This is a genomic window from Streptomyces sp. NPDC050738 (genome assembly GCF_040654175.1).
Lineage (GTDB): Bacteria > Actinomycetota > Actinomycetes > Streptomycetales > Streptomycetaceae > Streptomyces.
In genome coordinates this window covers 24,010-49,677 of the sequence record NZ_JBFAHN010000011.1, presented here as the reverse complement: position 1 = coordinate 49,677, position 25,668 = coordinate 24,010, and the positions used below count along the sequence as shown (strand labels likewise).

The window sequence follows — 25,668 nt, the reverse complement described above, 5'->3', positions numbered from 1 at the left end:
AAGCAGCCCCGCACTGGTTGATGATGTGCGCATGGCACAGAAAATGACCGAGGACCAGTGGCGTGCGTTCGTCTCGGAGTCCACGCGTACGGCAAAACTCTCGACGGTACGAGCCGACGGCAGTCCGCACATCGCCCCCGTCTGGTTCGTCCTGGACGGCGACGATCTCGTCTTCAACACCGCGAAGGAGTCCGTCAAGGGGCGCAATCTGGCGCGCGACGCGCGGGTGGCGCTGTGCGTGGACGACGACCGTCCCCCTTTCGCGTTCGTCGTCATCCGCGGACAGGCCGAGCTCATCGAGGAGTTGAGCGAGGTCCGTCACTGGGCATCGCGGATCGGGGCTCGCTACATGGGCGAGGAACGGGCCGAGGAGTTCGGGGCGCGCAACGGCGTTCCCGGTGAACTCCTCGTACGCGTAAAGGTCGAGAAGGTGCTCGCGCAGTCCGCGGTGTCCGACTGATCGGCCTGTTCAGCCTGTTCAGCCCACCGAGTCGAGCAGCCGGGCGGTGTGCATCCGCCCGGCGTACTCGACCAGGCGCACCAGGACCTCCTTGCCCGAGTCCCGGTCCCGTGCGTCGCACAGGACGACGGGTGTTCCGCGGTCCAGGTCGAGGGCACGCGACACCTCGTGCGCGCCGTACGTGCGGGCCCCCGTGAAGCAGTTGACGGCGACGACGAACGGGATGTGCCGGTGCTCGAAGTAGTCGACCGCGGGAAAGCAGTCCTCCAGGCGGCGCGTGTCGGCGAGGACCACGGCGCCCAGGGCTCCCTGTGAGAGTTCGTCCCACAGGAACCAGAAACGATCCTGCCCGGGAGTGCCGAACAGATACAGGGAAAGGCCGGCACGGATCGTGATGCGGCCGAAGTCCATGGCGACGGTCGTGGTGGTCTTGTGATCGAGACCGTCGGTGTCGTCGATGGTCTGCCCGGCCTCGCTGAGGAGCTCTTCGGTCCGCAGGGGGCGGATCTCGCTGACGGCTCCGACCAGGGTGGTCTTGCCGACGCCGAAGCCGCCCGCGACAAGGATCTTCAGGGCGAGGGCGGTGTCCTGCCCTCCGGTGGTGTCAGAGCGCTCGAAGCCCATCGATGACCTCTCTCAGGATCTTCTCGTCGGGTAGCTGTGCGGGCGGTACGGGGTGGGCGACGGTGACCTGGCCCGCTTCGAGCAGGTCACCGACGAGGACGCGGACGACGCCGACGGGCAGGTCGGCTCCGGCCCCGAGTTCGGCCACGGACTGGGTCTCGGTACGGCACAGAGCCAGCAGAGTCCGGTGTTCGGGGCCGAAGAGCGAGTCCTCGGAGGCGGGGGGCGCGTTGGCGTCGAGGGTGACGAGCGCGATCAGGTCCAGGCGCACCCCGCTGGGACCCGATGTGGTGCGACCGCCGGTCATGGCGTACGGGCGTACCAGCGGGCCTGCATCGGCGTCGTACCAGCGGCTGCCGGGCTGCCCCTGCTCCGGGTCCGGTGCGCCGCCGGCCGTGTCCTGGGTCATGTCAGACGCGGCGGGGTGCGGAGGTGTTCGCCGACACGCTTGACCAGGCGGGCCATCTCGTACGCGATGAGCCCGATGTCGGCGGTGACGGAGCTGAGCACGGCCAGGCAGGAGCCGTCTCCGGCGGCCGCGACGAAGAGGAATCCGTCGTCCATCTCCACCAGGGTCTGGCGTACCGCACCGGCGTGGAAGTGCCGGCCCGCACCCTTGGCGAGGCTGTGGAATCCGGAGGCCACGGCGGCCAGGTGTTCGGCGTCCTCGCGCGTCAGGGCGCTCGATGCGCCCACAGCCAGACCGTCGTTGGACAGGACGACCGCGTGGTGGAGTTCGCCCACGCGCTCCACCAGGTCGTCCAGCAGCCAGTCCAGGTCGCCTGCGCGTGGCTGGGTGTCGGCCCTCTGGTACTCGATCATGTTCGGTCTCCTTCGCCTGCCGTATCGGTGTGGCCCGTGGAGGTGCCGCGGGCCCAACCGCCCATGTAGGCCGTCATACGGTCTCTGACCTGTTCCGGGGTGCGGTGTGCGGTGTCTTCGTCATCAAACGGGGTGGCAGCGGCGGACTGGGCCGGTGGCGGCGCCTTCCTCAGCTGCGCCACGAGGTTCGCCTGCCTGACCCTGCGCGGGAGTTCGGCGTCCTCGGATGCGGCATCGGAACCCGGGTCGCTGTCCGTATCGGTGCCGGTTTCGGCCACCGCCTCCGCCAGGCGGGTGCGCGGCCGCAGGGTGGCGACGCCGGGGGGCGGGGTGTCGTCGGCCGGCGCGGCGAGCGCGGGGCGTGGTTCGCGGGTGGCGAATGCCGTGGTGTCGACGCGGACCGGCCGCGGCCGGGGGGCCGGGTGCGGGGCTGCCTCCTCGGTGGGCTCGGAGGCACGGTCCGGGTCGTGCTGGTCGGCCGTACGCGCGGTGAGCGCGCCGGGGAGGATGGCGGTCGGCAGGAGTACGACAGCGGTGGTCCCTCCGTAGGGTGATGCCCGCAGGTGGACCTTGATGTCGTGCCGTGCGGAGAGGCGGCTGATGACGAAGAGGCCCAGGCGTTCGCTGTCGAACAGGTCGAGGGACTGGGACTGTTCGATCCTTCGGTTGGCGTCGGCGAGCGCTTCGGCGCCCATGCCGAGTCCGCGGTCCTCGATCTCCAGGACGTAGCCGTTGCCGACGGGCTCGCCGCTGACCCGCACCTTGGTGTGGGGCGGGGAGAACTGGGCCGCGTTCTCGACGAGTTCGGCCAGCAGGTGGGTGAGGTCGGCGACGGTCGTACCGGTGACCGCGGCCTCGGAGAGCTGGCGGACCTCGATGCGGGCGTAGTCCTCGACCTCGGAGACCGCCGCCCGTACGACGTTGGTGAGGGGTACGGGCTTGCGCCAGGCGCGGCCCGGTGCGGCGCCGGAGAGGATGATGAGGCTCTCCGCGTGACGGCGCATACGGGTGGTCAGGTGGTCCAGGCGGAAGAGGTCGCCGAGCTCGCCCGGGTCTTCCGCACGGCGTTCCATGCTGTCCAGCAGGGCGAGTTGGCGGTGGACGAGGACCTGGCTGCGGCGGGCCAGGTTGACGAAGATCCTGGAGATCCCGCCGGCGAGTTCGGCACGTTCGACGGCGGCGCCGAGTGCGGCGCGGTGCACGGTGTCGAGCGCCTCGCCGACCTGGGCGATCTCGTCCTGGGCGGGCGGCCCCTGGGGCGCTTCGGCCTGGATGTCGATCTCTTCACCGGAGCGCAGGCGCCGCATCGCGTGGGGCAGTTTGCTGCGGGCGATCCGCAGGGCGCTGTTGCGCAGGGTGAGGAGCTCGACGACGAGGCCGCGTCCGATGCGTACGGAGATGACGAGGGATGCGGCCACGGCCGCCAGACCGAGCAGGACGGCTGCCCCCGAGGCGGTGAGCACACCGCTGACCACCGGGTTGGAGCGGTTGCCCGGGTCTGCCGCGAGGGCGCGCACCTTGCTCTGTACGGCGGTTGAGGACGGTTCCCACACGGCGGCCGGGGCGGCATCGGCGGCGGAGCGGCCGGGCGAAGCGGCCAGGACCTTGTCCTCCACGGCGCTCAGGCGGGCGTAGTCGGCGGAGGAGGCGAGGTTCTGCCAGGTACTCCGGGAGGCCGCGGGAAGGTCGGCGGCGGAGGAGGTCAGGGCACGTCGGGTCAGTACGGCGCCGGTGAACGCGCGCAGCCTGTCGCCGGACAGGGAGTGGCTGAGCTGGGCGGAGGAGAGCAGTGCGTCCTCCTGGGAAAGCGTTTCCGCGGCCCGGAAGAGTTCGTGCCTGACGCGTGCGCCGGAGCTGTCGCCGCCGCCTTGGGCGCCGGTGAGGGCTCCGTTGACGTCGAGTGCGGTGGCCACGGTGGCGTTGTACTGCGCGTATGCCTTGTCGCCGCCCGTACGGCGGTTGAGGATTCCGGTGCGCAGCGCCTCCAGCTGATGGGCGCCCCGTACGAAGGTGGCGAGCCGGTCGGCGGCCTCGGCCGGCATACCGCCCGCGTCGGCGACGGTGTGGCCGCCGCCGAGTTCCAGCGCGGCCACGGCGGTGTCGGTGCGCCCTGCCTGACGCCGGAGTTCGGCGCCCGCATCGGCGCCGGGGGCCGCCGCGTAGCGGAGCGCCGCGCGCCGCTCCGCCTGGAGCTGGGAGACGGCCGTGGAGAGGGGGGTACGGATCTGTTCGTCGACGCGCTGCAGTTGGCGCAGCCGGAACACGTCCTGGGCCGTGGTGACGGTCGCGAAGCCCCAGAGGGCCAGCAGGGAGACCACGGGCACCATCAGCAGCGACACGATCTTGGCCCGTACGGTCCTCGGGCGCAGCGTCAGACCGCCCGCGACGGCGGGGACAGGGGCAGGGGCAGCGGGCGCCGTCTCCGGCACGTCACCGGCCAGGTGTTCCTGGGCCGGCGGGCCCGCGTGCGCGCGCCGCCCGCGCATCTGGGGCTCGGGTGGCTCCAGGGCAGTGCCGCCCTGGTTCTTGCGGGGTGTTCGCACCGGCTCTCCTCGCTTGCGGATACGGGACTGGCGGCCCAGGGCCCATGGAGGCAGCTAGGGAGCTGCGGTTTCGGTGAGACGTTCCGCCGCCGCGTAGGCAGCGCGCTCGCGTGCGGTCGGCGAGAGCGCGACGAACGCGGAGGTGACGAAGAGGAACGAGCCGAGGCCCACGGCGAGGGGGAAGATGAACTGCATCGTCGTGGCCCCCTGGAGCTCGACGCGGGACGGAGCGACCTGCACACTCACGGCGAACATCCCCGTGTAGTGCATGCTGCTCACGGCGAGGCCCATCACGAGGGAGGCGCCGGCGACCGCGATCGGAGCCTGGATGTTGAGGGCCGCCCAGAGTGCGGCGGTCGCGGCGATGACCGCGATGACGATCGAGAGGCCCACGAGCATCGGGTCGTAGTGCACCGTGCCGTGCAGACGCAGTGCCGCCATGCCGAGGTAGTGCATGCTCGCCACCCCGATCCCGGTCGTCAGTCCGCCGATCAGCAGCGATCTGACGCGATCGTGGCCGTAGCCGACGGCGAAGACCCCGACGCCCACGACGAGGACGGCCACGAGAAGGCTGAGCAGCGTCAGCGGCACGTTGTAGTGGATGTCGGTGCCGCTGACGCCGAAGCCGAGCATCGCCACGAAGTGCATGGTCCAGATGCCGGTGCCGAGCGCTGTCGCCGCGGTGATCAGCCAGTTGCGGCGCGAACGGCCGCTTGTCTCCAGTGCACGCACGGTGCAGCGCAGGCCGAGGGCGGAGCCGATGGCCGCCATGAGGTACGACAGCACGGGGGTCAGCCAGCCGAAGGCCGCGTGGTCCAGGTGTCCCATGGATCCGGGACGCTAGACCCGTTGGGGGCGTGCAGTGGGGGCGCATTTCGAAAGCGGCCGGATTATGGCGAAGAGGTGTTCCAGGACGATCGCCCCATGCTCGAACGTGCGCACAGTTCGACGCCCGATCGGGGTAGGGGATCATGTCCGTATGGCCGATGACCACACGCACGTTCAGGAGTTCTTCGGTACCCGTGCGGCGAACTGGGACACCCGGTTCCCCGACGACGGGCCCGCGTACGGTGCCGCCGTGGACGAGCTCGGGCTGCGGCCGGGCGACACCGTCCTCGACGCGGGCTGCGGCACGGGGCGCGCCCTGCCGGCGCTGCGCGAGGCCGTGGGCGCGGGGGGCCGCGTGCTGGGAATCGATCTGACGCCCGAGATGCTCGCCGCGGCGGTGCGCGCGGGCCGCGACCGCAGCGGGCGGCTGCTGCTCGGTGATGTCGCACGGCTTCCGGTGCGGACCGGATCGCTGGACGCGGTGTTCGGCGGCGGCCTGATCTCGCATCTGCCTGAACCACGGCAGAATCTGGGCGAGTTGGCGCGCGCCGTGCGCCCGGGAGGGCTGCTCGCGCTCTTCCACCCCATCGGGCGTGCGGCGCTGGCCGCCCGGCAGGGGCGGCAGATCACCCCTGCCGATCTGCGCGCCGAGCCGGTGCTGCGTCCGCTGCTCGCCTCGTCGGGCTGGCAGTTGGTCTCGTACGCCGACGAGGACAGTCGTTTCCTGGCCGTGGCCGTCCGTCAGGACTGAGCGGCCACCGCACGGGTGAAGGCCGCCGGATTGTCGAACATGACGTTGTGGCCGGCCTCGGGGACGGTCTCCACCCGCACACCGGCGGCGACCAGTTCGTCATGTCCCGCGAGCGGGCCGCTGAGTTCGCCCTGCAGGTAGGTGCGGTCCGTCGTGAGGTCCATGAGCATGCTGCGCATGGTGGGCCGTGTCCCGCGTATGAGACCGAGCGCCGTACGGTGCAGGGCCAGCGGGTCGGCGAGCCGCATGGTCGCCGCCCACTCCTGCCCCACGCGCTGCAGAACCCGCGCGAATCCTCCGCCGTGCACGAATTCCTCCTCGGTGTACGAGGCGATGCCGCTGCTGCCAGCCCCCGCCGGCGGGTTGGGGTCGAGATTGGCCTCCGTGAGCACCAGCCGCGAGACCAGGTCGGGGCGCTCGTGGGCCAGGACGACGGCGACCGCCCCGCCCATGCTGTGCGCCACCAGCTCCGCCCCTTCCGCACCGGCCGCGTCGAGCGCGGCAGCGAGTGCCTGCGCCATCTCCTCGAGGGTGTAGCCGAAGGTGGCGGGCCGGTCACTGATGCCGTGGCCCGGCAGGTCGACGAAGAGGGTTCTGCGGCCTGCCAGGTCAGGGTGGGCAGCGATGTGCGCGTGGTAGACGGTCGAGGCCGAGCCGAGCCCGTGGACGTACACCCGCGCAGGACCCTCGCCCGGAGCCTCGGTCCATCTGATGCAGCTGCCCTGTGCGTCGAAGTGTGCCTTGCGCATGTCGCTCTCCCCGTCTCTCCTCCGGCGTCCTGCCGACCGACCAGACCATACCTCGGTGCCGATGTATAGCGCTACCGAGGTACAGCGGAGATGCGGCAGAATGCAGACATGCTCGAACTCGCCATCCTCGGATTCCTCTACGAAGCCCCGCTGCACGGCTACGAGCTGCGCAAGCGCATCACCGCACTCACCGGACACATCAGGCCCGTCGCCGAGAGCACCCTCTACCCGGCGATCAAACGGCTGGAGAAGTCCGGCTGGCTGGCCCGGGAGACCCAGCCCGGAGCCGCTGCCGCACCCCGGCACGTCCTGCAGCTCACACCCGAAGGACGCCGCGAGCTCCAGCGGCGCCTCGCCGAGCCGGCACGCGGTGAAATCACCGACGAGAACCGGTGGTTCACCCTCCTCGCGTTCCTGCGCCACCTCCCCCGCCCCACGGCACAGGCGGAGGTGCTGCGCCGGCGTCTCGCCTTCCTGGAGGAACCGGCCAGCTTCTTCTACGAGGGCGACCGGCCGCTGCGCGCCGAGGAGTTGGACGACCCCTTCCGGCGCGGCATCCTCACGATCGCCCGGGCCACCAGCCGGGCGGAGATCACCTGGCTGCACGCCACGCTCCGCAGCCTCGACGGGGAGACCTGAGTCTTCACAGCTCCGTCCCCTACCAGTCGGAGGGGGTCCAACCCTACGTTGGAGGGGCCGACTTGGAAGATCGGTGGATCGCTCCACGCACGGGGACGGTGGGCCGGATGTTGAGCAGATTGAGGAAGTTCTTCGCACCGAGCGCGAACGCGGCACCGCCCGTGGCACGGCGCGACACCGGACAGCACAATATTTTCGAGGCGGCCGCGACCTATGTGTCGGCCTGCGCGGACGAGGACGAGGACCGCAGCGACGAGGCCGCCGGGTGGGTTTCGCCCGAAGCGCTGTCCTTCGGAATCAGCGAGCTGGCGTGCCGGGCGGTGATCGCGCTGGCCCGTGAGCGGGACGAGAGTCCACAGACGGTGGCACGCTCCCTGCTCGGTCTGCCCGTGGCCTGATCCCCGGAGGCCTCGACGGCCGGGTTACTCAGTGGTTAAGGTGCGCCGACGACTGATCACTTGAGGAGGCCGGCGTGGCCGGGACGGAAGAAGTCACCGACGAGGCGCTGTACGTGCTCACCGCCTTGCTGCTGACCCCTGCGCAGTTCCCGAGCGTGCTCGGGGACGACTTCCCCGCCGCCTGCGCCGCGCTCGGCATCGATCCGCACCCTCAGGGATACGGACTGGTGCTGGGCCAGGACGGGGAGGGCGCGCGCTGGACCGTGGTGGTCGACGACGTATCACTGGTCGCGGTCGCGATCGCCTCCTGGGACTGCGGAATCGAGTACGACCTCTCGCCCGATGAGCGCAGCATCGTCGTCTCGCTCCCCGGCTGGCCGCTCGCCGTCGCGGTCGCCGCGCCCGGAATCCCCGAGCCGCACGATCCCGAAGCGGAGTCGGCACCGCTCACCCCGCCCGACGCCGGGCAGTGGGGTCCGCCGCAGCGGCGGCTCGGCGCGGACGAGATCGCCCAGCAGTGGGGCACCTGGCGCGAACAGCTCGGCGGCGACGAGGCGTTCCCCCCGGCCGACGGTCCGCAGGAGAAGCCCACGGGACCCGCGGCACAGGTGATCGAGGAACTGCACGGCTATGTGGCCTCGCCGCCGCCCGCCGGGCGGATCCGTTCGACGTACGCACCGGACGGCGCCCGGACCGTCCGGGCCGATGGCCCCGGCTGGTCCATGGTCGCGCGCACCGACGACATCGCCTTCCTCCTGTTGGACGAGGCGCCGGGCGAGGTGGTGCCCCTCGGACGAGGCACGGAACTGCCCGCGCTGCTCCAGGCCCTGGAGGCCCTGGCCGTACGGCCTGCCTGAGCATCCGCACGCAAAGCGGCAACGGAGGAGACAGAGATGACGGACAGCACGCCCGACACGGACGGCGACGCGGTGGTCTGCCTTCCGGTGGGCCGAGTCGTCGGCGGACGGGCGCAGGCCACGGACGACGACTGGGACCGGGAGACCGCGGTGATCCGGCTCGACGCCGCCCGCTTCGGACCGCAGGCGCTGGCCGGGCTCGAGGACTTCTCCCATCTCGAAGTGGTGTACCACTTCGACCGGGTCACCCCGGAGAAGATCCAGACCGGTGCCAGGCACCCGCGCGGCAACACCGACTGGCCGCTGGTCGGGATCTTCGCGCAGCGCGGAAAGAACAGGCCGAACCGGCTGGGTGTCTCACGCTGCCGGCTGCTCAAGGTGGACGGGCTCGACATTCAGGTGGCCGGCCTGGACGCCGTGGACGGCACACCGGTGCTGGACATCAAGCCGTACATGGCCGAGTTCGGACCGCGCGGTGAGACCGCGCAGCCCGAGTGGTCGGTGGAGCTGATGCGGGGCTACTGGTCAACTCCCGCAGGCTGAGCCGGGCTCGGCCGTCACACCTTCTCCAGGGGGCGGTGCGGCTCGGCCGGAAGCTCGACCCTGATCGGGTCGCCGGGCCGTACCGTGCCGCCCGCTTTCACGATGCTCATGATTCCGGCCTTGCGGACGATGTTGCCCGCCTCGTCACGGCCGATCACCCGCTTCAGCAGCCCGTCCTGGAAGTTGTCGATCTGCAGACAGGGGTTGCGCAGTCCGGTCACCTCGACGACCGCCGCGTCGCCGACGTGCAGCAGGGTGCCGGTGGGTAGCGAGAGCAGATCGATTCCGCCGGTGGTGATGTTCTCGCCGAGCTGGCCGGGCGCGACCTCGAAGCCTTCGGCGAGGACCTCGGCGAAGAGCTCCTGGTGGATGAAGTGGACCTGGCGCAGGTTCGGCTGGGTGGGATCCTGTGCGACGCGCGAGCGGTGCTTGACCGTGACCCCCGCGTGCACGTCGCCCTCCACGCCGAGGCCGGGCAGCAGGGTGATGCTGTCCCGGTTCGGCTTGGTGAAGGAGTACTCGCCGTTGCTGCTGACCTGTATGACTGTCCCGCCCATTGCGCGGAACTCCCCTCGCGTGTGCCGGTGATCCGCCGCGATTCTATCCCGGCACCTCGGAAAATGGCCTGGTCAGCGACCTATCTCCTTGCGCGTGACCCGGCGGAGCCTGCGGCGCTGGCTGGGGTCGAGCAGGAGGTAGGCGACCACCGGCACCCCGATGAGCACCAGCAGTGCCGGGAGGAAACCGATGATGGGAATCAGGATGAGGCCGGCGACGACACCCCCGGCAGCGATCTTTGCGGTCCTTGACATCTGCGACGCCTCCTTCGCGGCGACTGCCGCTCTGTGACTGTTGAACGCGTGTGCGCGCCCAGCGGTTCCACTATCCGGCACGAAGTGGTTCGCCGACCTCGTGCATGTGCGTCAGCGCCTGGCGGTAGGAGTCGACGAGCCCGGTCTCGGTGTACGGAATCCCCAGCTCACGGCAGTGCGCACGCACCAGCGGCTGGGCCAGGCGCAGATGGGGCCGGGGCATGCTCGGGAACAGGTGGTGCTCGATCTGGTAGTTGAGCCCGCCGAGGAACCAGTCGGTGAGCAGCCCGCCCCGTACATTGCGCGAGGTCAGCACCTGACGCTTGAGGTGACCCCAGCGCTCCTCGCTCTCCGGGTCGGGCATCTCCATCCCCTTGTGGTTCGGGGCGAAGGTCATGCCCAGGTGCAGGCCGAACAGGGCGTGGTGGAGCAGGGCGAAGACGATCGCGGTGGGAAGGGACATGGTCATCAGGAGCAGGGTCAGGTAGCCACCGAGGTGGAGCAGCAGCAGTGCGCCTTCGACGAGGCGTTCCCGGGTGGGCTGGCGCTTGAGGTCCTGGAATCCGTAGATCTTCAGCGCGATGCCTTCGAGCAGCAGCATGGGGAAGAAGAGCCGCGCCTGGTTGCGGGTCAGCCAGCGTGCGAATCCCTCGCGCTGGGCGGCCTGCTTCTGGGTCCACACCAGGGCGCCGACTCCGACATCGGGGTCCTTGTCGACATGGTTGGGGTTGGCGTGGTGGCGGTTGTGCTTGTCGTTCCACCAGGCGTAGCTCATGCCCAGCAGCAGATTGCTGTGGAACAGGCCGACGGCCCTGGCCGCACGGCGGTCGCCGCTGATCTGCGCATGGCCCGCGTCATGTCCGTAGAAAGCCGTACGCGCCGAAAGCACCGACAGCGGGAGGGCGAGCAGGAGCACCCACCAGGAGCTGCCGAGGAGCGCGACACCGCTGAGCACCGCGGCCAGTGCCAGCAGATTGCAGGTGATGCCGAAGGCGTACCAGCCGGTGCGGCGCTCCAGGAGACCCTGCGACTTCACTGTCTTGAGGAGCGGCGTGAAATCGCTGCCCGTCCGGGTCTCTCGCTCTGGTTTCGTGAGCGTTGAGGCGGCCTGTGGCATGACGGTCTCCGGTCTGTTGGCCCATGCGCTGACCTCATAAAACGTACGGATCAGGGGCCTGCGGCGACCATGGCGCCACCACCCGGGCGGCGCGGGGGTGACCCCCGGAGCCATGGTGGTGCTGGCTACACCACCCCGGGTCGATGTGAACTGAATCATGGTGATGTGCTGCCCGCCGAGCGCCCTCGTGGGGTAGCCTCGGCCGCTCCGGCCTGCAGTAGTCAAGTTTGAGGAATGCGCTATCGCTGTGCACCGACTCCCCCTGGCAACGCCCTCCCAGATCACCGAACTCTCCCGCTGTTCAGCCGTCTTCCTCCCCGCCGACCCCTCCCGCACCGGGCGGATCGCCTTCTGGCACCCCGACGGCACCGAACCTCCCGGGGGCCTGGGTCCCGTCGAGGAGCTGACCGTTGTCGCGGACGATGTGATCCCTTGCGCCGTACGGGCGTTGCTGCTCCCCGTACGCGACGCACTGCCCGTCCTCACCCGGGCCAGGGCATCCGCACACGCCTCCGCGGCGACCGCCTTCTGGGGCACCGCAGCGGTGTTCGCGCTCCAACTCGCGGCCCGTGGGCGTCTGCTGCCCGGACTCACCGCGACCGATCACGACGCCTGGCGGGCGGGCCCGTTCACCGCCGATGACCTGGAGCGGGTACGGGAGCTGGCGGCGGCCATGCCGCCCACCGCGCACGCCGTCCCCCTTGCCACCACTGACGGCGCCCTCCTGCTGCCCGCGCCCGAGCCGCTGCTGCGCGCCTTCCTCGACGCGGTCGCCGACGGCCTGCCGCGCACCCCGGCCGCCGCAATCGCCGCCGGAGGCCCCGCCTTTGCGGGCGACACCCCGCAGCACGTTCCCGGACAGCGCACCTGGGCGGCCGACGTCGCCGCGGGCCACGACGCGGGGGTAAGGATCTCGCTGCGCATCGAGCTGCACGGGCTCGATACGGCGGCCGAAGGCGCAACGGACGGCGCGGGGCCGGTCTTCCGTGCCGTACTGCAGATGCACAGCGTCAGCGATCCGACGCTCGTCGCCGACGCCGCCGAGGTGTGGTCGGGGGCGGCCGCCGGTTTCGGCCCGCGTCCGCAGATGGACGCTCTGCTCGCGCTGCGCCGTGCGGCCCGCGCCTGGGCTTCGCTCGCTCCCCTGCTGTCGGCGGCCGTGCCCGACTGGATCGACCTGGCCGACGAGGAGGCCGCCGAACTGCTCGGCGAGGCGTCCCGGGCGCTGGCCGCCACCGGCGTGCAGGTGCACTGGCCCAAGGAGCTGGCGCGCACGTTCACGGCACGCGCGGTCATCGGCCCTCCCGACGAGGCGCCCGACAGTTCACCGGCGAACCGGGCCCTCTCGGGCATGCCGTCGACGCTGTCCGCGGACGCGCTCCTGGGCTTCAACTGGTCCTTCGCCCTGGGCGATCAGAAGCTCAGCAGGGCCGAGCTCGATCAACTCGCCGAGTCGAGCAGACCGGTGGTGCGGCTGCGCGACCAGTGGGTGCTGATCGACCCGGTGGAAGCAAGGCGGGCCCGCGCGACACAGGACCGCAAGGTCACTCCCATCGATGCGCTGGGTGCGGTGCTGACCGGGTCCACCGAGGTCGACGGGCGGCGCGTGGAAGTGGAGGCGACCGGCTGGCTGGCCCGCCTGCGCGACCGCCTCGCGGACCCCGAGGGCGCGGACCGGCCGCCCGTGCGGCAGCCTGCGGCGCTGGCGGCGACGCTGCGCGACTACCAGCTCCGCGGTCTGGGCTGGCTGGACCTCATGACCTCGCTCGGGCTCGGCGGCTGCCTCGCCGACGACATGGGCCTCGGCAAGACGATCACCCTGATCGCTCTGCATCTGCACCGGCAGACCGACCCGTCGACGGCCGGGCCGACTCTGGTCGTCTGCCCGACGTCCCTGATGGGCAACTGGCAGCGGGAGATCGAAAGGTTCGCACCCGGCACCGCGGTGCGCCGCTTCCACGCCTCGTCGCGGTCCCTGGAGGGCCTGGCGGACGCGGAGTTCGTGCTCACCACGTACGGGACGATGCGCCTGGACACCGAGAAGCTGGCCGGGACGGGGTGGGGTCTGGTCGTCGCCGACGAGGCGCAGCACGTGAAGAATCCGCACTCCTCGACCGCCAGGCAACTGCGCATGCTGCCGGCACGCGCCCGGGTGGCTCTCACCGGCACGCCGGTCGAGAACAACCTGTCCGAACTGTGGGCGATCCTCGACTGGACGACGCCCGGGCTCCTCGGCAGGCTCGGCACCTTCCGCAGCCGATACGCCGCGGCCATCGAGGGCGGCAAGGACCCGGCGGCTGCCGAGCGGCTGGGCGCGCTGGTCCGTCCGTTCCTGCTGCGCCGGCGCAAGTCCGATCCCGGCATCGCACCGGAGCTGCCGCCGAAGACGGAGACCGACCGGGCCGTCTCGCTGACCAAGGAGCAGACCGGTCTGTACGAGGCCGTGGTGCGCGAGACCCTTGCGGAGATCTCGGGTGCGGACGGCTTCGCGCGCCGCGGCCTGGTGGTCAAACTGCTCACCGCGCTCAAGCAGATCTGCAATCACCCCGCGCAGTACCTCAAGGAGAACAAGCCGCGGATCACCGGGCGTTCGGGGAAGCTGGAGCTGCTGGACGAACTCCTGGACACGATCCTCGCCGAGGGCGCGAGCGTACTGATCTTCACCCAGTACGTGCAGATGGCGCGGCTCGTCGAGGAGCATCTGGCGGCCCGCGGGGTGCCCACCCAGTTCCTGCACGGCGGCACGCCCGTCGCCCGACGTGAGGAGATGGTGCAGCGCTTCCAGGACGGGGAGGTCCCGGTCTTCCTGCTGTCGCTGAAGGCGGCCGGCACCGGCCTCAATCTCACCCGTGCCGAGCACGTCGTCCACTACGACCGCTGGTGGAATCCGGCGGTCGAGGCGCAGGCCACCGACCGGGCGTACCGCATCGGCCAGACCAGGCCCGTCCAGGTGCACCGGCTGATCGCCGAGGGGACCATCGAGGACAGGATCGCCGCGATGCTGCTGCGCAAGCGGGAGTTGGCGGATTCCGTGCTCGGTTCCGGCGAGGCCGCGCTGACCGAACTGACCGACGCCGAGCTGGCGGATCTGGTGGAGCTGCGAGGGAGTGCGCGATGAGTGGATCCACAGAGGGGCCGGACGGCATGGAGCGGACCTTCGGTGCGCTGGGGCCGGTCGGGGGCCGGGGCTTCGCGCAGACCTGGTGGGGCCTGGCGTGGCTCAAGGCGCTCGAGGACACGGCGCTGGACGGCCAACAGCTCAAGCAGGGGCGCAAGTTCGCGCGTGCGGGCGCGGTCGGTGCGGTGTCGGTACGGCCCGGGCGCATCACGGCCGTCGTACGCGATCGGGACGGCACAGGCCGGCGCAGCGACGTACTGCTCCAGCAGCTGAGCGAGGACGAGTGGGACCGTTTTCTCGACATGGCGGTCGAGCGGGCCGGGCACATCGCGGCGCTTCTCGACCGGGAGATGCCGCCGCACCTGATGGAGGACGCGGCCGCTGCCGGGGTGGAACTGCTGCCCGGCATAGGCGACTTGGAGCCCCAGTGCTCGTGCGAGGCGTGGGATCACTGCCCGCACACGGCGGCGCTCTGCTATCAGCTGGCGCGGCTCCTGGACCAGGACCCGTTTCTGCTGCTGCTGATGCGCGGCCGGGGCGAGCGGCAGCTGCTGGACGAGCTGCAGGCGCGCAGCGTGGCGCAGGCGGTGCCACAGGAGTCCGCCGGGGAAGGGGATGAGGCGGGGACGGCAGAGGGCGTACGGGCGGACGAGGCCTTCGCCGCACGGGAGATCCTGCCGCCCCTGCCCGAGCTGCCGCCGCTGCCCGACGAGCCGGGTCAGCCGCTCTCGCTCGACACCGACGCCGGTCCCGCGCCCGGCCTGGAGACGGCCGCGCTGGAATTCCTGGCGGCGGACGCCGCGCTGCGGGCGCGGCTGATGCTCCTGGACGCGCTGACCCCCGGGCATGAACAGCAGCCTCTGCAGGCCGGGTTGACGCCGGAACAGGATGCGGTACGGCTGGCCGCGTCCGGTGCGGACCAGCAGATCTCCGCGCGGCTGGCCGCCGGTTCGGGGCGCGATCGGGGGGAGCTGGCTCTTGCCGTACGCGCCTGGGAATACGGGGGCGTGGCGGGGCTTCGCGTACTGGAGGAGGAGTGGACGCCGGAGGCCGAGGGCCTCGCGCGCGCCCGCACTCAGCTGGACCAGGCCTGGGAGGACGACGCGCGGCCGCCGTTGCGGGCCGGGCGCAACCGGTGGACGGTGACGGGCACCGACGCGCAGCTGCGGTACGGGCAGGACGGGCGGTGGTGGCCGTACCGCAAGGAGCGCGGCCGGTGGACCCCGGCGGGGCCCGCGGACCAGGACCCGGCGGCGGCGCTGGCCGTGGTGACGGGCGAGGAGTGACGTACGGCGGCGTGCGCCACCGCCGCTGACGTCCGCGGCAGTTGACGACGGCGCTTTCCGCTCGCGCGGGAGGCGCCGTCCGTACGTCGCCCGGTGTTCATGCTGTCGTGGTGCGCCGTTGGGGACGAGGGTCCAGCCTGGCCGCTGTCCGCACCTTTGTGCCCCAGGAGGCCTCATGTCCCCGCGTGTTCTCAAGCGTTCCCTCGCCGTGGGGCTGCCGCTCGCACTTCTCGCCGCCGTCACCGCGGCCGGCAGCGCCGCCGCCGGGGACACGGAGCACGACGGGCGGACCGCACGGGTCACCGGCACCGCCGTACTCGGCACCATCCCGCTGGGCTCCTTCTCCGACTCCCTGCTGCCGGGAACCGTCGGCGACGACCGGGGGGTCAAGCTCGGCGGCATCGGAAGCGACATCTACCCGGCGGGCCGCAAGGGCGAGTTCTGGACGGTGAGCGACCGCGGCCCCAACGGGCAGATCAAGATCGACGGAACGAAGCGGCGCACGTTCCCGGTCCCCGGTTTCGACCCGGTGATCGTCCGGGTGCGCGCGGAGCACGGCACGCTGAAGGTGCTGCAGGCGATTCCACTGACCACCCGGTCGGGCACCGCGGTGACGGGGCTCTCGAACCAGCAGGGCCGCGACGAGGCCCCGTACTCCTACGACGCCAAGTCCCCGCTCGCGTACAACCCGAACGGGCTCGACACCGAGGGCATCGTGCGGGCGAAGGACGGCACCTTCTGGCTGGTCGACGAGTACGGCCCCTCGCTCGTGCACGTGTCGGCCCGCGGGCAGGTCCTCACCCGTTACGTGCCCAAGGGCCTGCACCTGACCGGCGCCGACTACCCCGTGGTGGAGTCGCTGCCCGCCATCCTGCTCCAGCGCAAGACCAACCGCGGCTTCGAGGGACTGGCACAACTCCCGGGCGGTGACCTGGTATTGGCGGTGCAGAGTCCGCTCTCGGTCCCCGACGCCGCGGCCGGCGAGGGATCGCGCAACGTCCGGCTGCTGCGCTTCTCGCCCCGGCACCGGGCGGTCACGGCCGAGTACGCCTACCGCTTCGACGCCGTGGACGTGGTCGACCCGGGCGAGGACGACACCTCCGAGCTGAAGATCTCCTCGGTGGTGGCCGTCGGCCGCGACAGCCTCCTCGTGGAGGAGCGCACCGACAAGGCCGCCCGGCTCCAGCGCGTCACCCTGCCGCACGGCAAGGGGATTCTGGGCAGCGCCTGGGACTCCGTGGCGACTTCGCCCTCGTACGAGCAGCTGGCCGACCCCTCGGCCTCGGGCGTACCGGTGCTGCGCAAGCGTCTGGTCGTCGACCTCGGGACGGTCCCCGGCGTGCCGGGGAAGATCGAGGGCGTCGCCCTGGCCGGGCACAACACCCTTGCGCTCATCAACGACAACGACTTCGGGATGACGGACGGCGCCGGAGCGTTCGACGCGCAGGGGCGGCTCGTGGACAGCGGGGTGAAGACGGTTCTGACCTTCCTGCGGCTGCCCGAGGGGCGCTAGAAGGAGGGGAGCAGGGTCTCCAGGTCCGACGGGAACTCCGACGGCAGAGAGGTCGGCAGCTTCGTCGGCAGCTCGGAGGGAAGTTCGGTGGGGATCTCCGTGGGGATGCTCAGCGAGGGCGTCGGGCTCGCCGGTGTCGTACCTCCGGGACCCTTCTTCCCCGGTGAGCCGTCTCCTCGGCTCATCAGCACCACGACCACGACGACGATCACCACCGCGACGGCGGCCGCGATCGCCAGGAACCTGCGGCTTCCGCCTCCGCCGCCGTGCGGCAGAGGCGGGCCGAACCCCGGGCCCTGCGGGGAACCGGGTGGCTGAGAGGGCATCCGCGGTGTGGCCATACCCTCCAGAGTCCCCCCGAAGCGGTCATCTCGCCATCGTTATCGGCGAGTTGACCGCTTCTGAGGCCAATCAGCCGCGTGCGGCGAGCAGGTGGTCCATCGCCAGCTGGTCCAGGTGCTCGAAGGCCATGGAACGCTCGGCGGCCTCGGTGGTGTCGAACTCCTCGTAGGCTCCCCGGTCGGCGAGCAGGGCGGCGAGCCCGTCCGCCGCGGTGGGCTGCGCCAGCTGGTCGAGGCGCGAGGCACGCAGCGCGTCCTGGACCTCGGGGTCGGCACGGAAGGCGGCGGCCCGCTCCTTGAGGATCAGGTAGTTGCGCATGCAGCCGGACGCCGAGGCCCAGACACCGTCGAAGCCCTCGGTGCGCGGCGGCTTGAAGTCGAAGTGGCGCGGACCTTCGTATCCGGCGCTCTCCAGCAGGTCGACGAGCCAGAAGGCGGAGCGCAGGTCGCCCGCGCCGAAGCGCAGGTCCTGGTCGTACTTGATGCCGGTCTGGCCGTTGAGGTCGATGTGGAAGAGCTTGCCGGACCAGATGGCCTGGGCGATGGAGTGCGTGAAGTTCAGTCCGGCCATCTGCTCGTGGCCGACCTCCGGGTTCACTCCGTACAGCTCGGGGCGCTCCAGGCGCTCGATGAAGGCGAGGGCGTGGCCGACGGTGGGCAGCAGGATGTCGCCGCGCGGCTCGTTGGGCTTGGGCTCGATGGCGAAGCGGAGGTCGTAGCCCTGCTCGGTGACGTACTCGCCGAGGAGGTCGAAGGCCTCCTTCATCCGGTCGAGCGCGTCGCGCACGTCCTTGGCGCCGCCGGACTCCGCACCCTCGCGGCCACCCCACGCCACATAGGTCTGGGCGCCGATCTCGGCGGCCAGGTCGATGTTGCGGATCGTCTTGCGCAGCGCGTAGCGGCGTACGTCCCGGTCGTTGGCGGTGAAGCCGCCGTCCTTGAAGACCGGGTGCGTGAAGAGGTTGGTGGTGGCCATCGGAACGATCAGGCCGGTGGCGTCCAGGGCCTGGCGGAAGCGCTTGATGTGCGACTCGCGCTCGGCGTCGGAGGACCCGAAGGGGATCAGGTCGTCGTCGTGGAAGGTGACGCCGTACGCACCGAGCTCGGCCAGGCGCTGCACGGATTCGACCGGGTCCAGGGCGGGCCGGGTCGCATCACCGAACGGGTCGCGGCCCTGCCATCCCACGGTCCACAGGCCGAAGGAGAACTTGTCCTCGGGGGTGGGCTGGTAGTTCATGTCGCGCTCCCTTTTGCCGACCCGGCCTGGTCCGGGCTATTTCGTCATGGCCGTTAACAAACTAGTATCCGAGGGCATCGTTGTGAAGTCGCGGAACGGAGTCAAGTGATGACAGCCCCCATCAGCCCGCTTGTCATCGGGGTGGACAGCTCGACCCAGTCCACCAAGGCGCTGGTCGTCGACACGGTGACCGGCGAGGTCGTCGCGAGCGGCCAGGCGCCGCACACCGTCTCCGGCGAGGCAGGCGCCCGCGAGAGCGACCCCCAGCAGTGGTGGGAGGCCCTTTCCGCCGCCCTGCACGCCTGCGGTGAACCCGCGACACGGGCCGCGGCGATCTCCATCGGCGGCCAGCAGCACGGCCTGGTCACCCTGGACGCCGACGGAATGCCCGTACGGCCGGCGATGCTCTGGAACGACGTGCGGTCGGCGCCGCAGGCCGAGCGCCTGACCGAGGAGCTCGGCGGTCCCAAGGCCTGGGCCGAGCGCACCGGAAGCCTGCCGGGACCGGCGTTCACCGTCACCAAGTGGGCCTGGCTGCAGGAGAACGAACCCGAGGCGGCACGCGCCACGGCCGCTGTGCGCCTCCCGCACGACTACCTCACCGAGCGTCTCACCGGCCGCGCCGTCACCGACCGGGGCGACGCTTCCGGCACCGGCTGGTGGTCGTCGGCAACGGGTGCGTACGACGAAGAGATCCTCGCCCTGGCCGGCCTCTCCCCCGCGATGCTCCCCCAGGTCCTCGGGCCCGGCGAGGCCGCCGGCACCGTCCGCGACCTGCCCCGACTCCCCCTCACGCCCGGCATCCTCGTCGCACCGGGCACCGGCGACAACGCCGCCGCGGCCCTCGGCCTGGGACTGCTCCCCGGCCAGCCGGTGCTCAGCCTTGGCACCTCGGGCACCGTCTACGCGGTGTCCGGTCACCGCCCCGTCGACCCCACGGGAACCGTGGCAGGCTTCGCCGACGCCCGCGGCGACTGGCTGCCGCTCGCCTGCACCCTCAACTGCACCCTGGCCGTCGACCGGATCGCCACCCTGCTCGGCCTCGACCGCGAAGCCGTGGAGCCGGGCGGCAGCGCCACCGTCCTGCCTTTCCTCGGCGGCGAGCGCACACCCCAACTCCCGCACGCCGCCGGTCTCTTCTACGGCGTGCGGCACGACACCACCGGCGGCCAGCTCCTCCAGGGCGCCTACGACGGCGCGGTCTTCGCCCTGCTCGCCGCCCTCGACAAGGTGCTCGACGCGGACGCCGACCCGACCGCTCCGCTCCTGCTGATCGGCGGCGGCGCCCAGGGCACGGCATGGCGCGAGACCGTACGCCGCCTGTCGGGGCGCGCGGTGCAGGTACCCGCCGCCAAGGAACTGGTGGCGCTCGGCGCGGCCGCCCAGGCGGCGGGCCTGCTCACCGGCGAGGACCCCGCCGCTGTCGCCCGGCGTTGGGGCACGGCACAGGGACCGCTGTACGCTCCCCTCCCGGTGGATGAATCCGCGCTGCTCAGGATCGGATCCACGCTCACCGGAGCCGATGCACTGCTGCGCCAGGAGGTCCACGGATGAACGCCCCCCTTCCCAACACCCAGCAGGGCATGCGCCGCCGCAATCTCTCCCTCGTGATGCACGCGGTCGCCGGACACGGCCCGCTCTCCCGGGCCACCGTCGCCACCCACATCGGCCTCACCCGTGCGGCCGTCTCCTCCCTGGTCGACGAACTGATCCGGGCCGGCCTGGTGGTCGAGCTCGGCCGCGAACAGTCCGGCGCCGTGGGCCGCCCCGGCAGCGCGCTCTCGCTCAGCGGCCGGGGCCCGGTCGGCATCGGCGCCGAGATCGGCGTCGACCATCTCGCCGTCTGCGCCATCGATCTGCACGGGAAGGTACGCGCCCGGGCCAGTGCGCGGGCCGACCACCGCGGCCGCCCCGCCGAACCCGTACTGAAGGAACTCGCCGAGCTGATCCACCAGGTCACGGAGGCCACCCGCGGCGAAGGACTGCGCCCCGCGGGAATCGCGGTCGCCGTCCCCGGCCTGGTGGCACGCGACACCCAGACCGTCGTACGCGCCCCGAACCTCGGCTGGGAAGACATCGACCTGGGCGCCTCCCTGCCCTACGGCGCCCAGCTCAGCGTCGACAACGAAGCCAACCTCGGTGCACTCGCCGAACTCTGGCTCGGCGGCGACCCCGCGCCCCAGGACTTCGTACACGTCTCCGCGGAGATCGGCATCGGCGCCGCGGTGGTCGTCGAGGGCAGACTGCTGCGCGGCACCCACGGTTACGCCGGCGAGCTGGGTCACGTCCCGGTACGGCCCGAGGGCCCGCCCTGTGCCTGCGGCGGCCGCGGCTGTCTGGAGCAGTACGCGGGCGAGGAGGCGGTGCTGCGCGCCGCCGGACTCGCCGGCACGGGCGTCGCAGCGGCCGGCCGCACCGTCGACCTGCTCGCCGACCGCGCCGCCGACGGCGACCGCGCCGTGCGCCGCGCCCTGAGCACGGCCGGTGCGGCGCTCGGCATCGCACTCGCCGGGACCGTGAACCTCCTCGACCCCCAGGCCGTGATCCTCGGCGGCGCACTCTCGCGCCTCGCCCCCTGGCTCCTGCCGTCCCTGGAAAGGGAGTTGACCCGCCGCATCGCCGAGCCCGCCCGCCCCGCACTGACCGTCTCGCACCTCGGCTCGGAGGGCCCGCTGCTCGGCGCGGCACACTCCGTCGTACGGGCGGTACTCGACGACCCGGCCTCGTACGCGGCCTGACCGCACCCGCCCGACCACTTCCGCCCCTCCCACCCCGACCCGTACCGTATGGCCCGCGAGACTCTGGCCGGTCAACGGACGCAAGGAGTCGAAGGATGTCGGGGGAAACGAATCCAGGGCTGAGACGCGACGCCATCGGGCTGCGCGAGGTCCTCTTCCAGAGCATCACGGCGATGGCGCCCGCGGCCGCCGTCGCCGCCTCCATACCGTCGGGCGCCGCCTTCGCGGGCGGCAGTCTGCCCCTCTCCGTACTGGTGGCGCTCGTCGCCTGCCTCTTCACCGCGTCGTGCATCGCCGAGCTGGCCAGGCACCTGCCGGCCGCAGGCTCGGTCGCCACGTACTCCTCCCAAGGGCTCCATCCGGCCATCGGATTCCTCGTCGGCTGGGGCTACGTCTTCGTCGAGGCACTGGTGCCCGCCCTGCTGCTGCTCCAGTTGGGCTTCACCACCGCGCCCACCCTGCACCGCCAGTGGTCGTCGTACCCGGCGGACCTGTGGTGGCCGTGGGCCGTCGCCGGAGCGGTGATCATCGCGCTGGCGGGTTTCTTCGGCGTACGCGCATCGGCCCGATTCGGCACCGTGCTCGGCCTCTTCGAGGTGGCGGTGTTCCTGGTCTTCGCGGTCATGCTCATCGCGAAGGCGGGCGACGCCAACACCCTTTCGGTGTTCGGGACTTCACACACCGCCGAGGGCCACTCGGGCCTCAGCGGGGTCTTCGCGGGATCCGTCTACACCGTCCTTGCGTTCGCCGGATTCGAGGCCGCCGCCCCGCTCGCCGAGGAGGCCAAGGACGCGCGGCGCACCATGCGGAGGGCCGTACTGGGCGCGGCGCTCTCCATCGGGCTCTTCTACGTCCTGACGACCTATGCGATGTCCGTGTACTTCGGACCCGACACGTTCGCCGGCTTCGGGGTGTCGGGCGACGCCTCCTGGGAGGGAGTCGCGCGCGCCTCCTTCGGGCTCTTCTGGGTGCTGGTCTTCCTCGCCGTCGTCAACTCCACCATCGCCAACGCCAACGCCTGCTCGAACGTCTCCACGCGCACGGCCTTCGCACTGGGCCGCGCCGGAGTCTTCCCGCGCCCCTTCACCCGCATCCATCCGCGCCACCGCTCCCCCGTCGTGGGCGTGGCCGTGCAGTTCGTCGTCGCCCTGGCGGCCGTGCTCGGTCTCGGTTTCGGCTACGACCCGGTGACGGCCTTCTATCTGCTGGCGACCGTCATCGTGACGGTGGTCATCGGGGTGTACATCGTCGTGAACCTGGCCTGCGTCGGGTACTTCCTGCGGCGCAGGCGCGACTCCTTCAACCCCGTACTGCACCTCCTCTTCCCCCTGCTCGGCATCGCCGCCTTCGTCCCCGCGCTGCTGACGGCCGCCGGGATCCCGGCCTTCGACTTCGTCTCGGAACTCACGCCACCGGTCTCGTACGCGGGCCCGGTGGTCGGGGTGTGGATGGTGATCGGCATCCTGGTCCTTGCCGTACTCGTACGCAGGCATCCGGGACGGCTGGCCGAGACCGGCCGGATCCACCTGGACGAGCCGGAGGAGAACACCAGCCCTCGCCCCCGGCCATAGGTCCCGCGCTACGAGGGGTACTGCCCGGGCGGGACGTCGGAGACCGTGGCGTTCCCGCCGATCCCCATCTTCAGGGTCAGCGTCCAGGTGCTGTAGACGATCTGGGTCGACGTGGTGGCCGTCTCGAATTTCGACGTCCGGTCGAACTTCTGGAAGCTGCACTCCCGGGAGAACTTCTTCGCTCCCCGGTCCCAGTCCTCGCCCGATGCGTAATAGATCGTGTACGTGCCGTCGTTGATGTGCCTGACCTTGACGTCGGAGTGCTTGCGTACGTACACGGTGAACGCGGGGCGCTTCCCCCGGGCGACCGTCAGTGCCGTATCGGTCCCGCCCGAGTTGATCACGGTGAGAATGCCACGGCCGCTGCGATTCCCGTCCCGCAGGAAGGTTCCGTTGCCCATGCTGCGGTGCTGTTCCTTGGGCATCGTGGGCAGCACGAGCCCGATCCGGTAGCCGCGCCCGGTGAGTGCCGCACCCGCCGACCGCAGGGCGGCGAAGCTCCTGCCGGTGCCCACGTGCGGAGCGGCCGCACCCGGAGTGCAGAGGCCGCTGGATGCCGGCCTGCGCAGGCCGATGCTCGTGTTCAGTACAGCCGAATGAAGGTCGCCCAGAGCGGCCACGAGAGCTCCGTGCTCACTGCGGATCTCGTCCGGCACACGTACACCCTGCAACTGCTCACTCGCTCCCTGCGTGGCACGCCACGCGGTGTCGAGCGCCTTCTGTACGGCGCCGCCCGAGCGCGCGCGGGCGAGGTCGGCCAGCGCCTTGTCGACCGGTGCGAGCGCCCCGCTCACGGACGTCCCGTACTCGGCTGCGGTGACAGGTTTCGAGGTGGTCGCGGACGGTGTGGGACGGGCCCCCCGGCCGTCGCCGCTCGCGTGGGTGTCGCTGCAGCCGCAGAGCGTCAGCGCGCAGCCGACCAGTATGGCAACCGCCCCTCCCCAGACCCTTTTTGTCCCATGCGCAGCACTAAGCGCTGTTCGTTGCATGAAGTCCCCCGTTGTGTCGCGTCGTGCCTTTCGTTTCGAGAATCCAAGAGGGTCGTGATGCCGTCAATGGGGGGTGTCGCGACGGTTGTCGTGCACGCCGCGGACGACAACGATGGGGGCATCAAAGCGCCGTCCAACGGCGGGCGGCGCCTGAGGGAGGCCTCGGAGATGACCCGTTACGCTGCGCCAGGCACCGACGGCGCGATCGTCTCGTACCAGTCCCGCTACGACCACTGGATCGGCGGGGAGTACGTCCCTCCGGCCCGCGGTCAGTACTTCGACAACCCCAGCCCCGTCAACGGCCGCCCCTTCACCGAGATCGCCCGAGGCACCGCGGAGGACATCGAGACGGCCCTGGACGCCGCGCACGCGGCGGCGCCCGGCTGGGGCCGTACAGCAGCAGGCGACCGCGCCACCGTCCTCAACCGGATAGCCGACCGGATGGAGGCACACCTCGAAGAGCTCGCGGTCGCCGAGAGCTGGGAGAACGGCAAGCCGATCCGCGAGTCGCTGGCCGCCGACATCCCCCTGGCCATCGACCACTTCCGCTACTTCGCGGGCGCCCTGCGCTCCCAGGAGGGCACGCTCAGCGAGGTCGACGACGACACGGTCGCTTACCACTTCCACGAGCCGCTCGGTGTGGTCGGCCAGATCATCCCCTGGAACTTCCCGATCCTGATGGCGGTCTGGAAGCTGGCCCCCGCGCTGGCGGCGGGCAACGCGGTGGTCCTCAAACCGGCGGAGCAGACGCCGGCTTCGATCCACGTCCTGATGAGCCTGATCGCCGATCTGCTGCCGCCCGGCGTCGTGAACATCGTCAACGGCTTCGGCGTCGAGGCGGGCAAGCCGCTGGCCTCCAGCGCGCGGGTCGCGAAGATCGCCTTCACCGGCGAGACCACCACGGGGCGGCTGATCATGCAGTACGCCTCGGAGAACATCAAGCCGGTCACCCTCGAACTCGGCGGCAAGTCACCGAACATCTTCTTCGACGACGTCTGGTCGGCGGACGACGACTTCCGCGACAAGGCCCTTGAAGGCTTCACGATGTTCGCGCTCAACCAGGGGGAGGTCTGCACCTGTCCCTCGCGGGCCCTGATCCAGCGCGGCCACTACAGCGAATTCCTCGAAGCGGGCATCGCGCGCACCGAGACGATCCTGCCCGGCCACCCCCTGGACACCGACACGATGATCGGCGCCCAGGCCTCCAACGACCAGCTCCAGAAGATCCTCTCGTACCTGGACATCGGCCAGCAGGAGGGCGCGAAGATCCTGACGGGCGGTCAGCGGATCTCGTACGACGGCGAGTTGGCCGGTGGCTACTACGTCCAGCCCACGATCTTCGAGGGCGACAACAAGATGCGGGTCTTCCAGGAGGAGATCTTCGGCCCGGTCGTCGCGGTGACGTCGTTCACGGACTTCGACGACGCGATCAGGACGGCCAACGACACGCTCTACGGGCTGGGCGCGGGCGTGTGGACGCGGGACATGAACACGGCGTATCGCGCGGGCCGGGCGATCCAGGCCGGCCGGGTCTGGACAAACTGCTATCACGCATATCCCGCGCACGCGGCGTTCGGCGGCTACAAGCAGTCGGGGATCGGCCGCGAGAACCACAAGATGATGCTCGACCACTACCAGCAGACGAAGAACCTTCTCGTTTCCTACTCGCCGAAGAAACTGGGCTTCTTCTAGACGTCCACGTTCCGAAGCGCGGCAGGGGTCGTCCGGACAC

General features: G+C 71.0%; 25 protein-coding genes. 13 read left to right on the top strand and 12 right to left on the bottom strand.

Annotated features, from left to right (window positions below; all coding sequences use genetic code 11):
* The first annotated feature begins 31 nt into the window (after nucleotides 1-31).
* On the top strand, nucleotides 32-460 hold the full coding sequence (locus tag AB0H78_RS25845; RefSeq protein ID WP_363236970.1) for a PPOX class F420-dependent oxidoreductase: 429 nt from the start codon (nucleotides 32-34) through the stop codon (nucleotides 458-460).
* Between the two features lie 18 nt (nucleotides 461-478).
* Here AB0H78_RS25845 and AB0H78_RS25840 read toward each other — a convergent pair whose 3' ends face one another.
* From AB0H78_RS25840 to AB0H78_RS25820, 5 genes are all read right to left on the bottom strand, one after another.
* On the bottom strand, nucleotides 479-1,084 hold the full coding sequence (locus tag AB0H78_RS25840; RefSeq protein ID WP_363236969.1) for an ATP/GTP-binding protein: 606 nt from the start codon (nucleotides 1,082-1,084) through the stop codon (nucleotides 479-481).
* Nucleotides 1,065-1,493, bottom strand: a complete 429-nt coding sequence (locus tag AB0H78_RS25835) for a DUF742 domain-containing protein (protein WP_363236968.1) — start codon at nucleotides 1,491-1,493, stop codon at nucleotides 1,065-1,067. The genes AB0H78_RS25840 and AB0H78_RS25835 overlap by 20 nt, the downstream gene beginning before the upstream one ends.
* Nucleotides 1,490-1,906, bottom strand: a complete 417-nt coding sequence (locus AB0H78_RS25830) for a roadblock/LC7 domain-containing protein (RefSeq protein ID WP_363236967.1) — start codon at nucleotides 1,904-1,906, stop codon at nucleotides 1,490-1,492. Before AB0H78_RS25830 ends, AB0H78_RS25835 begins: the two co-directional genes overlap by 4 nt.
* A complete protein-coding gene (locus AB0H78_RS25825) occupies nucleotides 1,903-4,392 on the bottom strand; it encodes a nitrate- and nitrite sensing domain-containing protein (RefSeq protein ID WP_363237160.1) in 2,490 nt (829 codons plus the stop codon). The genes AB0H78_RS25830 and AB0H78_RS25825 overlap by 4 nt, the downstream gene beginning before the upstream one ends.
* 111 nt (nucleotides 4,393-4,503) lie before the next feature.
* Nucleotides 4,504-5,277 (bottom strand): MHYT domain-containing protein, encoded by a 774-nt coding sequence (locus tag AB0H78_RS25820; RefSeq protein WP_363236966.1) that lies wholly within the window; start codon nucleotides 5,275-5,277, stop codon nucleotides 4,504-4,506.
* A gap of 151 nt (nucleotides 5,278-5,428) precedes the next feature.
* On the opposite strand from AB0H78_RS25820, the gene AB0H78_RS25815 reads away from it, so the two are divergent.
* The gene (locus AB0H78_RS25815) at nucleotides 5,429-6,028 is read left to right on the top strand and encodes a methyltransferase domain-containing protein (RefSeq protein ID WP_363236965.1); all 600 of its coding nucleotides are present in this window, start codon (nucleotides 5,429-5,431) and stop codon (nucleotides 6,026-6,028) included.
* Here AB0H78_RS25815 and AB0H78_RS25810 read toward each other — a convergent pair.
* Nucleotides 6,019-6,777 carry an alpha/beta hydrolase gene (locus AB0H78_RS25810; RefSeq protein ID WP_363236964.1) on the bottom strand — a complete coding sequence of 253 codons (759 nt, stop codon included), beginning with the start codon at nucleotides 6,775-6,777 and terminating at the stop codon, nucleotides 6,019-6,021. The genes AB0H78_RS25815 and AB0H78_RS25810 overlap by 10 nt on opposite strands.
* Nucleotides 6,778-6,885: 108 nt before the next feature.
* Here AB0H78_RS25810 and AB0H78_RS25805 point away from each other — a divergent pair, with 108 nt between their 5' ends.
* From AB0H78_RS25805 to AB0H78_RS25790, 4 genes are all read left to right on the top strand, one after another.
* The gene (locus AB0H78_RS25805; protein WP_363237159.1) at nucleotides 6,886-7,416 is read left to right on the top strand and encodes a PadR family transcriptional regulator; all 531 of its coding nucleotides are present in this window, start codon (nucleotides 6,886-6,888) and stop codon (nucleotides 7,414-7,416) included.
* A gap of 107 nt (nucleotides 7,417-7,523) precedes the next feature.
* The gene (locus AB0H78_RS25800; RefSeq protein WP_363236963.1) at nucleotides 7,524-7,814 is read left to right on the top strand and encodes a hypothetical protein; all 291 of its coding nucleotides are present in this window, start codon (nucleotides 7,524-7,526) and stop codon (nucleotides 7,812-7,814) included.
* A gap of 74 nt (nucleotides 7,815-7,888) precedes the next feature.
* Nucleotides 7,889-8,671 carry a hypothetical protein gene (locus tag AB0H78_RS25795; RefSeq protein WP_363236962.1) on the top strand — a complete coding sequence of 261 codons (783 nt, stop codon included), beginning with the start codon at nucleotides 7,889-7,891 and terminating at the stop codon, nucleotides 8,669-8,671.
* A gap of 36 nt (nucleotides 8,672-8,707) precedes the next feature.
* Nucleotides 8,708-9,214, top strand: coding sequence for an SAM-dependent methyltransferase (locus AB0H78_RS25790; RefSeq protein WP_363236961.1), 507 nt, complete (start codon nucleotides 8,708-8,710; stop codon nucleotides 9,212-9,214).
* Nucleotides 9,215-9,228: 14 nt separating this feature from the next.
* Here the strand turns inward: AB0H78_RS25790 and AB0H78_RS25785 are convergent, their stop codons facing one another.
* The 3 genes from AB0H78_RS25785 to AB0H78_RS25775 form a co-directional block, all read right to left on the bottom strand.
* Nucleotides 9,229-9,771, bottom strand: a complete 543-nt coding sequence (locus AB0H78_RS25785; protein WP_363236960.1) for an MOSC domain-containing protein — start codon at nucleotides 9,769-9,771, stop codon at nucleotides 9,229-9,231.
* A 72-nt stretch (nucleotides 9,772-9,843) separates the two neighbouring features.
* Nucleotides 9,844-10,026 carry a hypothetical protein gene (locus AB0H78_RS25780; RefSeq protein ID WP_363236959.1) on the bottom strand — a complete coding sequence of 61 codons (183 nt, stop codon included), beginning with the start codon at nucleotides 10,024-10,026 and terminating at the stop codon, nucleotides 9,844-9,846.
* A gap of 70 nt (nucleotides 10,027-10,096) precedes the next feature.
* Nucleotides 10,097-11,143 (bottom strand): acyl-CoA desaturase, encoded by a 1,047-nt coding sequence (locus AB0H78_RS25775; RefSeq protein WP_363236958.1) that lies wholly within the window; start codon nucleotides 11,141-11,143, stop codon nucleotides 10,097-10,099.
* Nucleotides 11,144-11,390: 247 nt separating this feature from the next.
* Between AB0H78_RS25775 and AB0H78_RS25770 the strand changes: the two genes are divergently transcribed.
* From AB0H78_RS25770 to AB0H78_RS25760, 3 genes are all read left to right on the top strand, one after another.
* On the top strand, nucleotides 11,391-14,261 hold the full coding sequence (locus AB0H78_RS25770) for a DEAD/DEAH box helicase (RefSeq protein WP_363236957.1): 2,871 nt from the start codon (nucleotides 11,391-11,393) through the stop codon (nucleotides 14,259-14,261).
* Nucleotides 14,258-15,547 carry an SWF or SNF family helicase gene (locus AB0H78_RS25765; protein ID WP_363236956.1) on the top strand — a complete coding sequence of 430 codons (1,290 nt, stop codon included), beginning with the start codon at nucleotides 14,258-14,260 and terminating at the stop codon, nucleotides 15,545-15,547. The genes AB0H78_RS25770 and AB0H78_RS25765 overlap by 4 nt, the downstream gene beginning before the upstream one ends.
* Nucleotides 15,548-15,722: 175 nt before the next feature.
* On the top strand, nucleotides 15,723-17,060 hold the full coding sequence (locus tag AB0H78_RS25760; protein WP_363236954.1) for an esterase-like activity of phytase family protein: 1,338 nt from the start codon (nucleotides 15,723-15,725) through the stop codon (nucleotides 17,058-17,060).
* Here the strand turns inward: AB0H78_RS25760 and AB0H78_RS25755 are convergent.
* Nucleotides 17,057-17,401 (bottom strand): hypothetical protein, encoded by a 345-nt coding sequence (locus tag AB0H78_RS25755; protein WP_363236953.1) that lies wholly within the window; start codon nucleotides 17,399-17,401, stop codon nucleotides 17,057-17,059. The two genes, AB0H78_RS25760 and AB0H78_RS25755, sit on opposite strands and share 4 nt — an antisense overlap.
* A gap of 70 nt (nucleotides 17,402-17,471) precedes the next feature.
* Nucleotides 17,472-18,638 (bottom strand): xylose isomerase, encoded by a 1,167-nt coding sequence (xylA, locus tag AB0H78_RS25750; RefSeq protein WP_363236952.1) that lies wholly within the window; start codon nucleotides 18,636-18,638, stop codon nucleotides 17,472-17,474.
* A 108-nt stretch (nucleotides 18,639-18,746) separates the two neighbouring features.
* Between xylA and xylB the strand changes: the two genes are divergently transcribed.
* The 3 genes from xylB to AB0H78_RS25735 all read left to right on the top strand — a co-directional run bounded on the left by xylB (nucleotide 18,747) and on the right by AB0H78_RS25735 (nucleotide 22,947).
* Nucleotides 18,747-20,192 (top strand): xylulokinase, encoded by a 1,446-nt coding sequence (gene xylB / locus AB0H78_RS25745; protein WP_363236951.1) that lies wholly within the window; start codon nucleotides 18,747-18,749, stop codon nucleotides 20,190-20,192.
* The gene (locus tag AB0H78_RS25740; protein ID WP_363236950.1) at nucleotides 20,189-21,376 is read left to right on the top strand and encodes an ROK family transcriptional regulator; all 1,188 of its coding nucleotides are present in this window, start codon (nucleotides 20,189-20,191) and stop codon (nucleotides 21,374-21,376) included. Before xylB ends, AB0H78_RS25740 begins: the two co-directional genes overlap by 4 nt.
* Before the next feature lie 95 nt (nucleotides 21,377-21,471).
* The gene (locus AB0H78_RS25735) at nucleotides 21,472-22,947 is read left to right on the top strand and encodes an APC family permease (protein ID WP_363236949.1); all 1,476 of its coding nucleotides are present in this window, start codon (nucleotides 21,472-21,474) and stop codon (nucleotides 22,945-22,947) included.
* An 8-nt stretch (nucleotides 22,948-22,955) separates the two neighbouring features.
* Here the strand turns inward: AB0H78_RS25735 and AB0H78_RS25730 are convergent, their stop codons facing one another.
* On the bottom strand, nucleotides 22,956-23,741 hold the full coding sequence (locus tag AB0H78_RS25730) for a hypothetical protein (protein ID WP_363236948.1): 786 nt from the start codon (nucleotides 23,739-23,741) through the stop codon (nucleotides 22,956-22,958).
* Nucleotides 23,742-24,104: 363 nt separating this feature from the next.
* On the opposite strand from AB0H78_RS25730, the gene AB0H78_RS25725 reads away from it, so the two are divergent.
* Nucleotides 24,105-25,628 carry an aldehyde dehydrogenase family protein gene (locus AB0H78_RS25725; protein ID WP_363236947.1) on the top strand — a complete coding sequence of 508 codons (1,524 nt, stop codon included), beginning with the start codon at nucleotides 24,105-24,107 and terminating at the stop codon, nucleotides 25,626-25,628.
* The last annotated feature ends 40 nt before the right edge of the window (nucleotides 25,629-25,668 follow it).

Excerpts from the sequence above, each read along its gene's own strand:
- AB0H78_RS25845 (WP_363236970.1), top strand. The coding sequence starts at position 32 with ATGGCACAGAAAATGACCGAGGACCAGTGGCGTGCGTTCGTCTCGGAG.
- AB0H78_RS25840 (WP_363236969.1), bottom strand. The coding sequence starts at position 1,084 with ATGGGCTTCGAGCGCTCTGACACCACCGGAGGGCAGGACACCGCCCTC.
- AB0H78_RS25835 (WP_363236968.1), bottom strand. The coding sequence starts at position 1,493 with ATGACCCAGGACACGGCCGGCGGCGCACCGGACCCGGAGCAGGGGCAG.
- AB0H78_RS25830 (WP_363236967.1), bottom strand. The coding sequence starts at position 1,906 with ATGATCGAGTACCAGAGGGCCGACACCCAGCCACGCGCAGGCGACCTG.
- AB0H78_RS25825 (WP_363237160.1), bottom strand. The coding sequence starts at position 4,392 with ATGCGCGGGCGGCGCGCGCACGCGGGCCCGCCGGCCCAGGAACACCTG.
- AB0H78_RS25820 (WP_363236966.1), bottom strand. The coding sequence starts at position 5,277 with ATGGGACACCTGGACCACGCGGCCTTCGGCTGGCTGACCCCCGTGCTG.
- AB0H78_RS25815 (WP_363236965.1), top strand. The coding sequence starts at position 5,429 with ATGGCCGATGACCACACGCACGTTCAGGAGTTCTTCGGTACCCGTGCG.
- AB0H78_RS25810 (WP_363236964.1), bottom strand. The coding sequence starts at position 6,777 with ATGCGCAAGGCACACTTCGACGCACAGGGCAGCTGCATCAGATGGACC.
- AB0H78_RS25805 (WP_363237159.1), top strand. The coding sequence starts at position 6,886 with ATGCTCGAACTCGCCATCCTCGGATTCCTCTACGAAGCCCCGCTGCAC.
- AB0H78_RS25800 (WP_363236963.1), top strand. The coding sequence starts at position 7,524 with ATGTTGAGCAGATTGAGGAAGTTCTTCGCACCGAGCGCGAACGCGGCA.
- AB0H78_RS25790 (WP_363236961.1), top strand. The coding sequence starts at position 8,708 with ATGACGGACAGCACGCCCGACACGGACGGCGACGCGGTGGTCTGCCTT.
- AB0H78_RS25785 (WP_363236960.1), bottom strand. The coding sequence starts at position 9,771 with ATGGGCGGGACAGTCATACAGGTCAGCAGCAACGGCGAGTACTCCTTC.
- AB0H78_RS25780 (WP_363236959.1), bottom strand. The coding sequence starts at position 10,026 with ATGTCAAGGACCGCAAAGATCGCTGCCGGGGGTGTCGTCGCCGGCCTC.
- AB0H78_RS25775 (WP_363236958.1), bottom strand. The coding sequence starts at position 11,143 with ATGCCACAGGCCGCCTCAACGCTCACGAAACCAGAGCGAGAGACCCGG.
- AB0H78_RS25765 (WP_363236956.1), top strand. The coding sequence starts at position 14,258 with ATGAGTGGATCCACAGAGGGGCCGGACGGCATGGAGCGGACCTTCGGT.
- AB0H78_RS25760 (WP_363236954.1), top strand. The coding sequence starts at position 15,723 with ATGTCCCCGCGTGTTCTCAAGCGTTCCCTCGCCGTGGGGCTGCCGCTC.
- AB0H78_RS25755 (WP_363236953.1), bottom strand. The coding sequence starts at position 17,401 with ATGGCCACACCGCGGATGCCCTCTCAGCCACCCGGTTCCCCGCAGGGC.
- xylA (WP_363236952.1), bottom strand. The coding sequence starts at position 18,638 with ATGAACTACCAGCCCACCCCCGAGGACAAGTTCTCCTTCGGCCTGTGG.
- xylB (WP_363236951.1), top strand. The coding sequence starts at position 18,747 with ATGACAGCCCCCATCAGCCCGCTTGTCATCGGGGTGGACAGCTCGACC.
- AB0H78_RS25740 (WP_363236950.1), top strand. The coding sequence starts at position 20,189 with ATGAACGCCCCCCTTCCCAACACCCAGCAGGGCATGCGCCGCCGCAAT.
- AB0H78_RS25735 (WP_363236949.1), top strand. The coding sequence starts at position 21,472 with ATGTCGGGGGAAACGAATCCAGGGCTGAGACGCGACGCCATCGGGCTG.
- AB0H78_RS25725 (WP_363236947.1), top strand. The coding sequence starts at position 24,105 with ATGACCCGTTACGCTGCGCCAGGCACCGACGGCGCGATCGTCTCGTAC.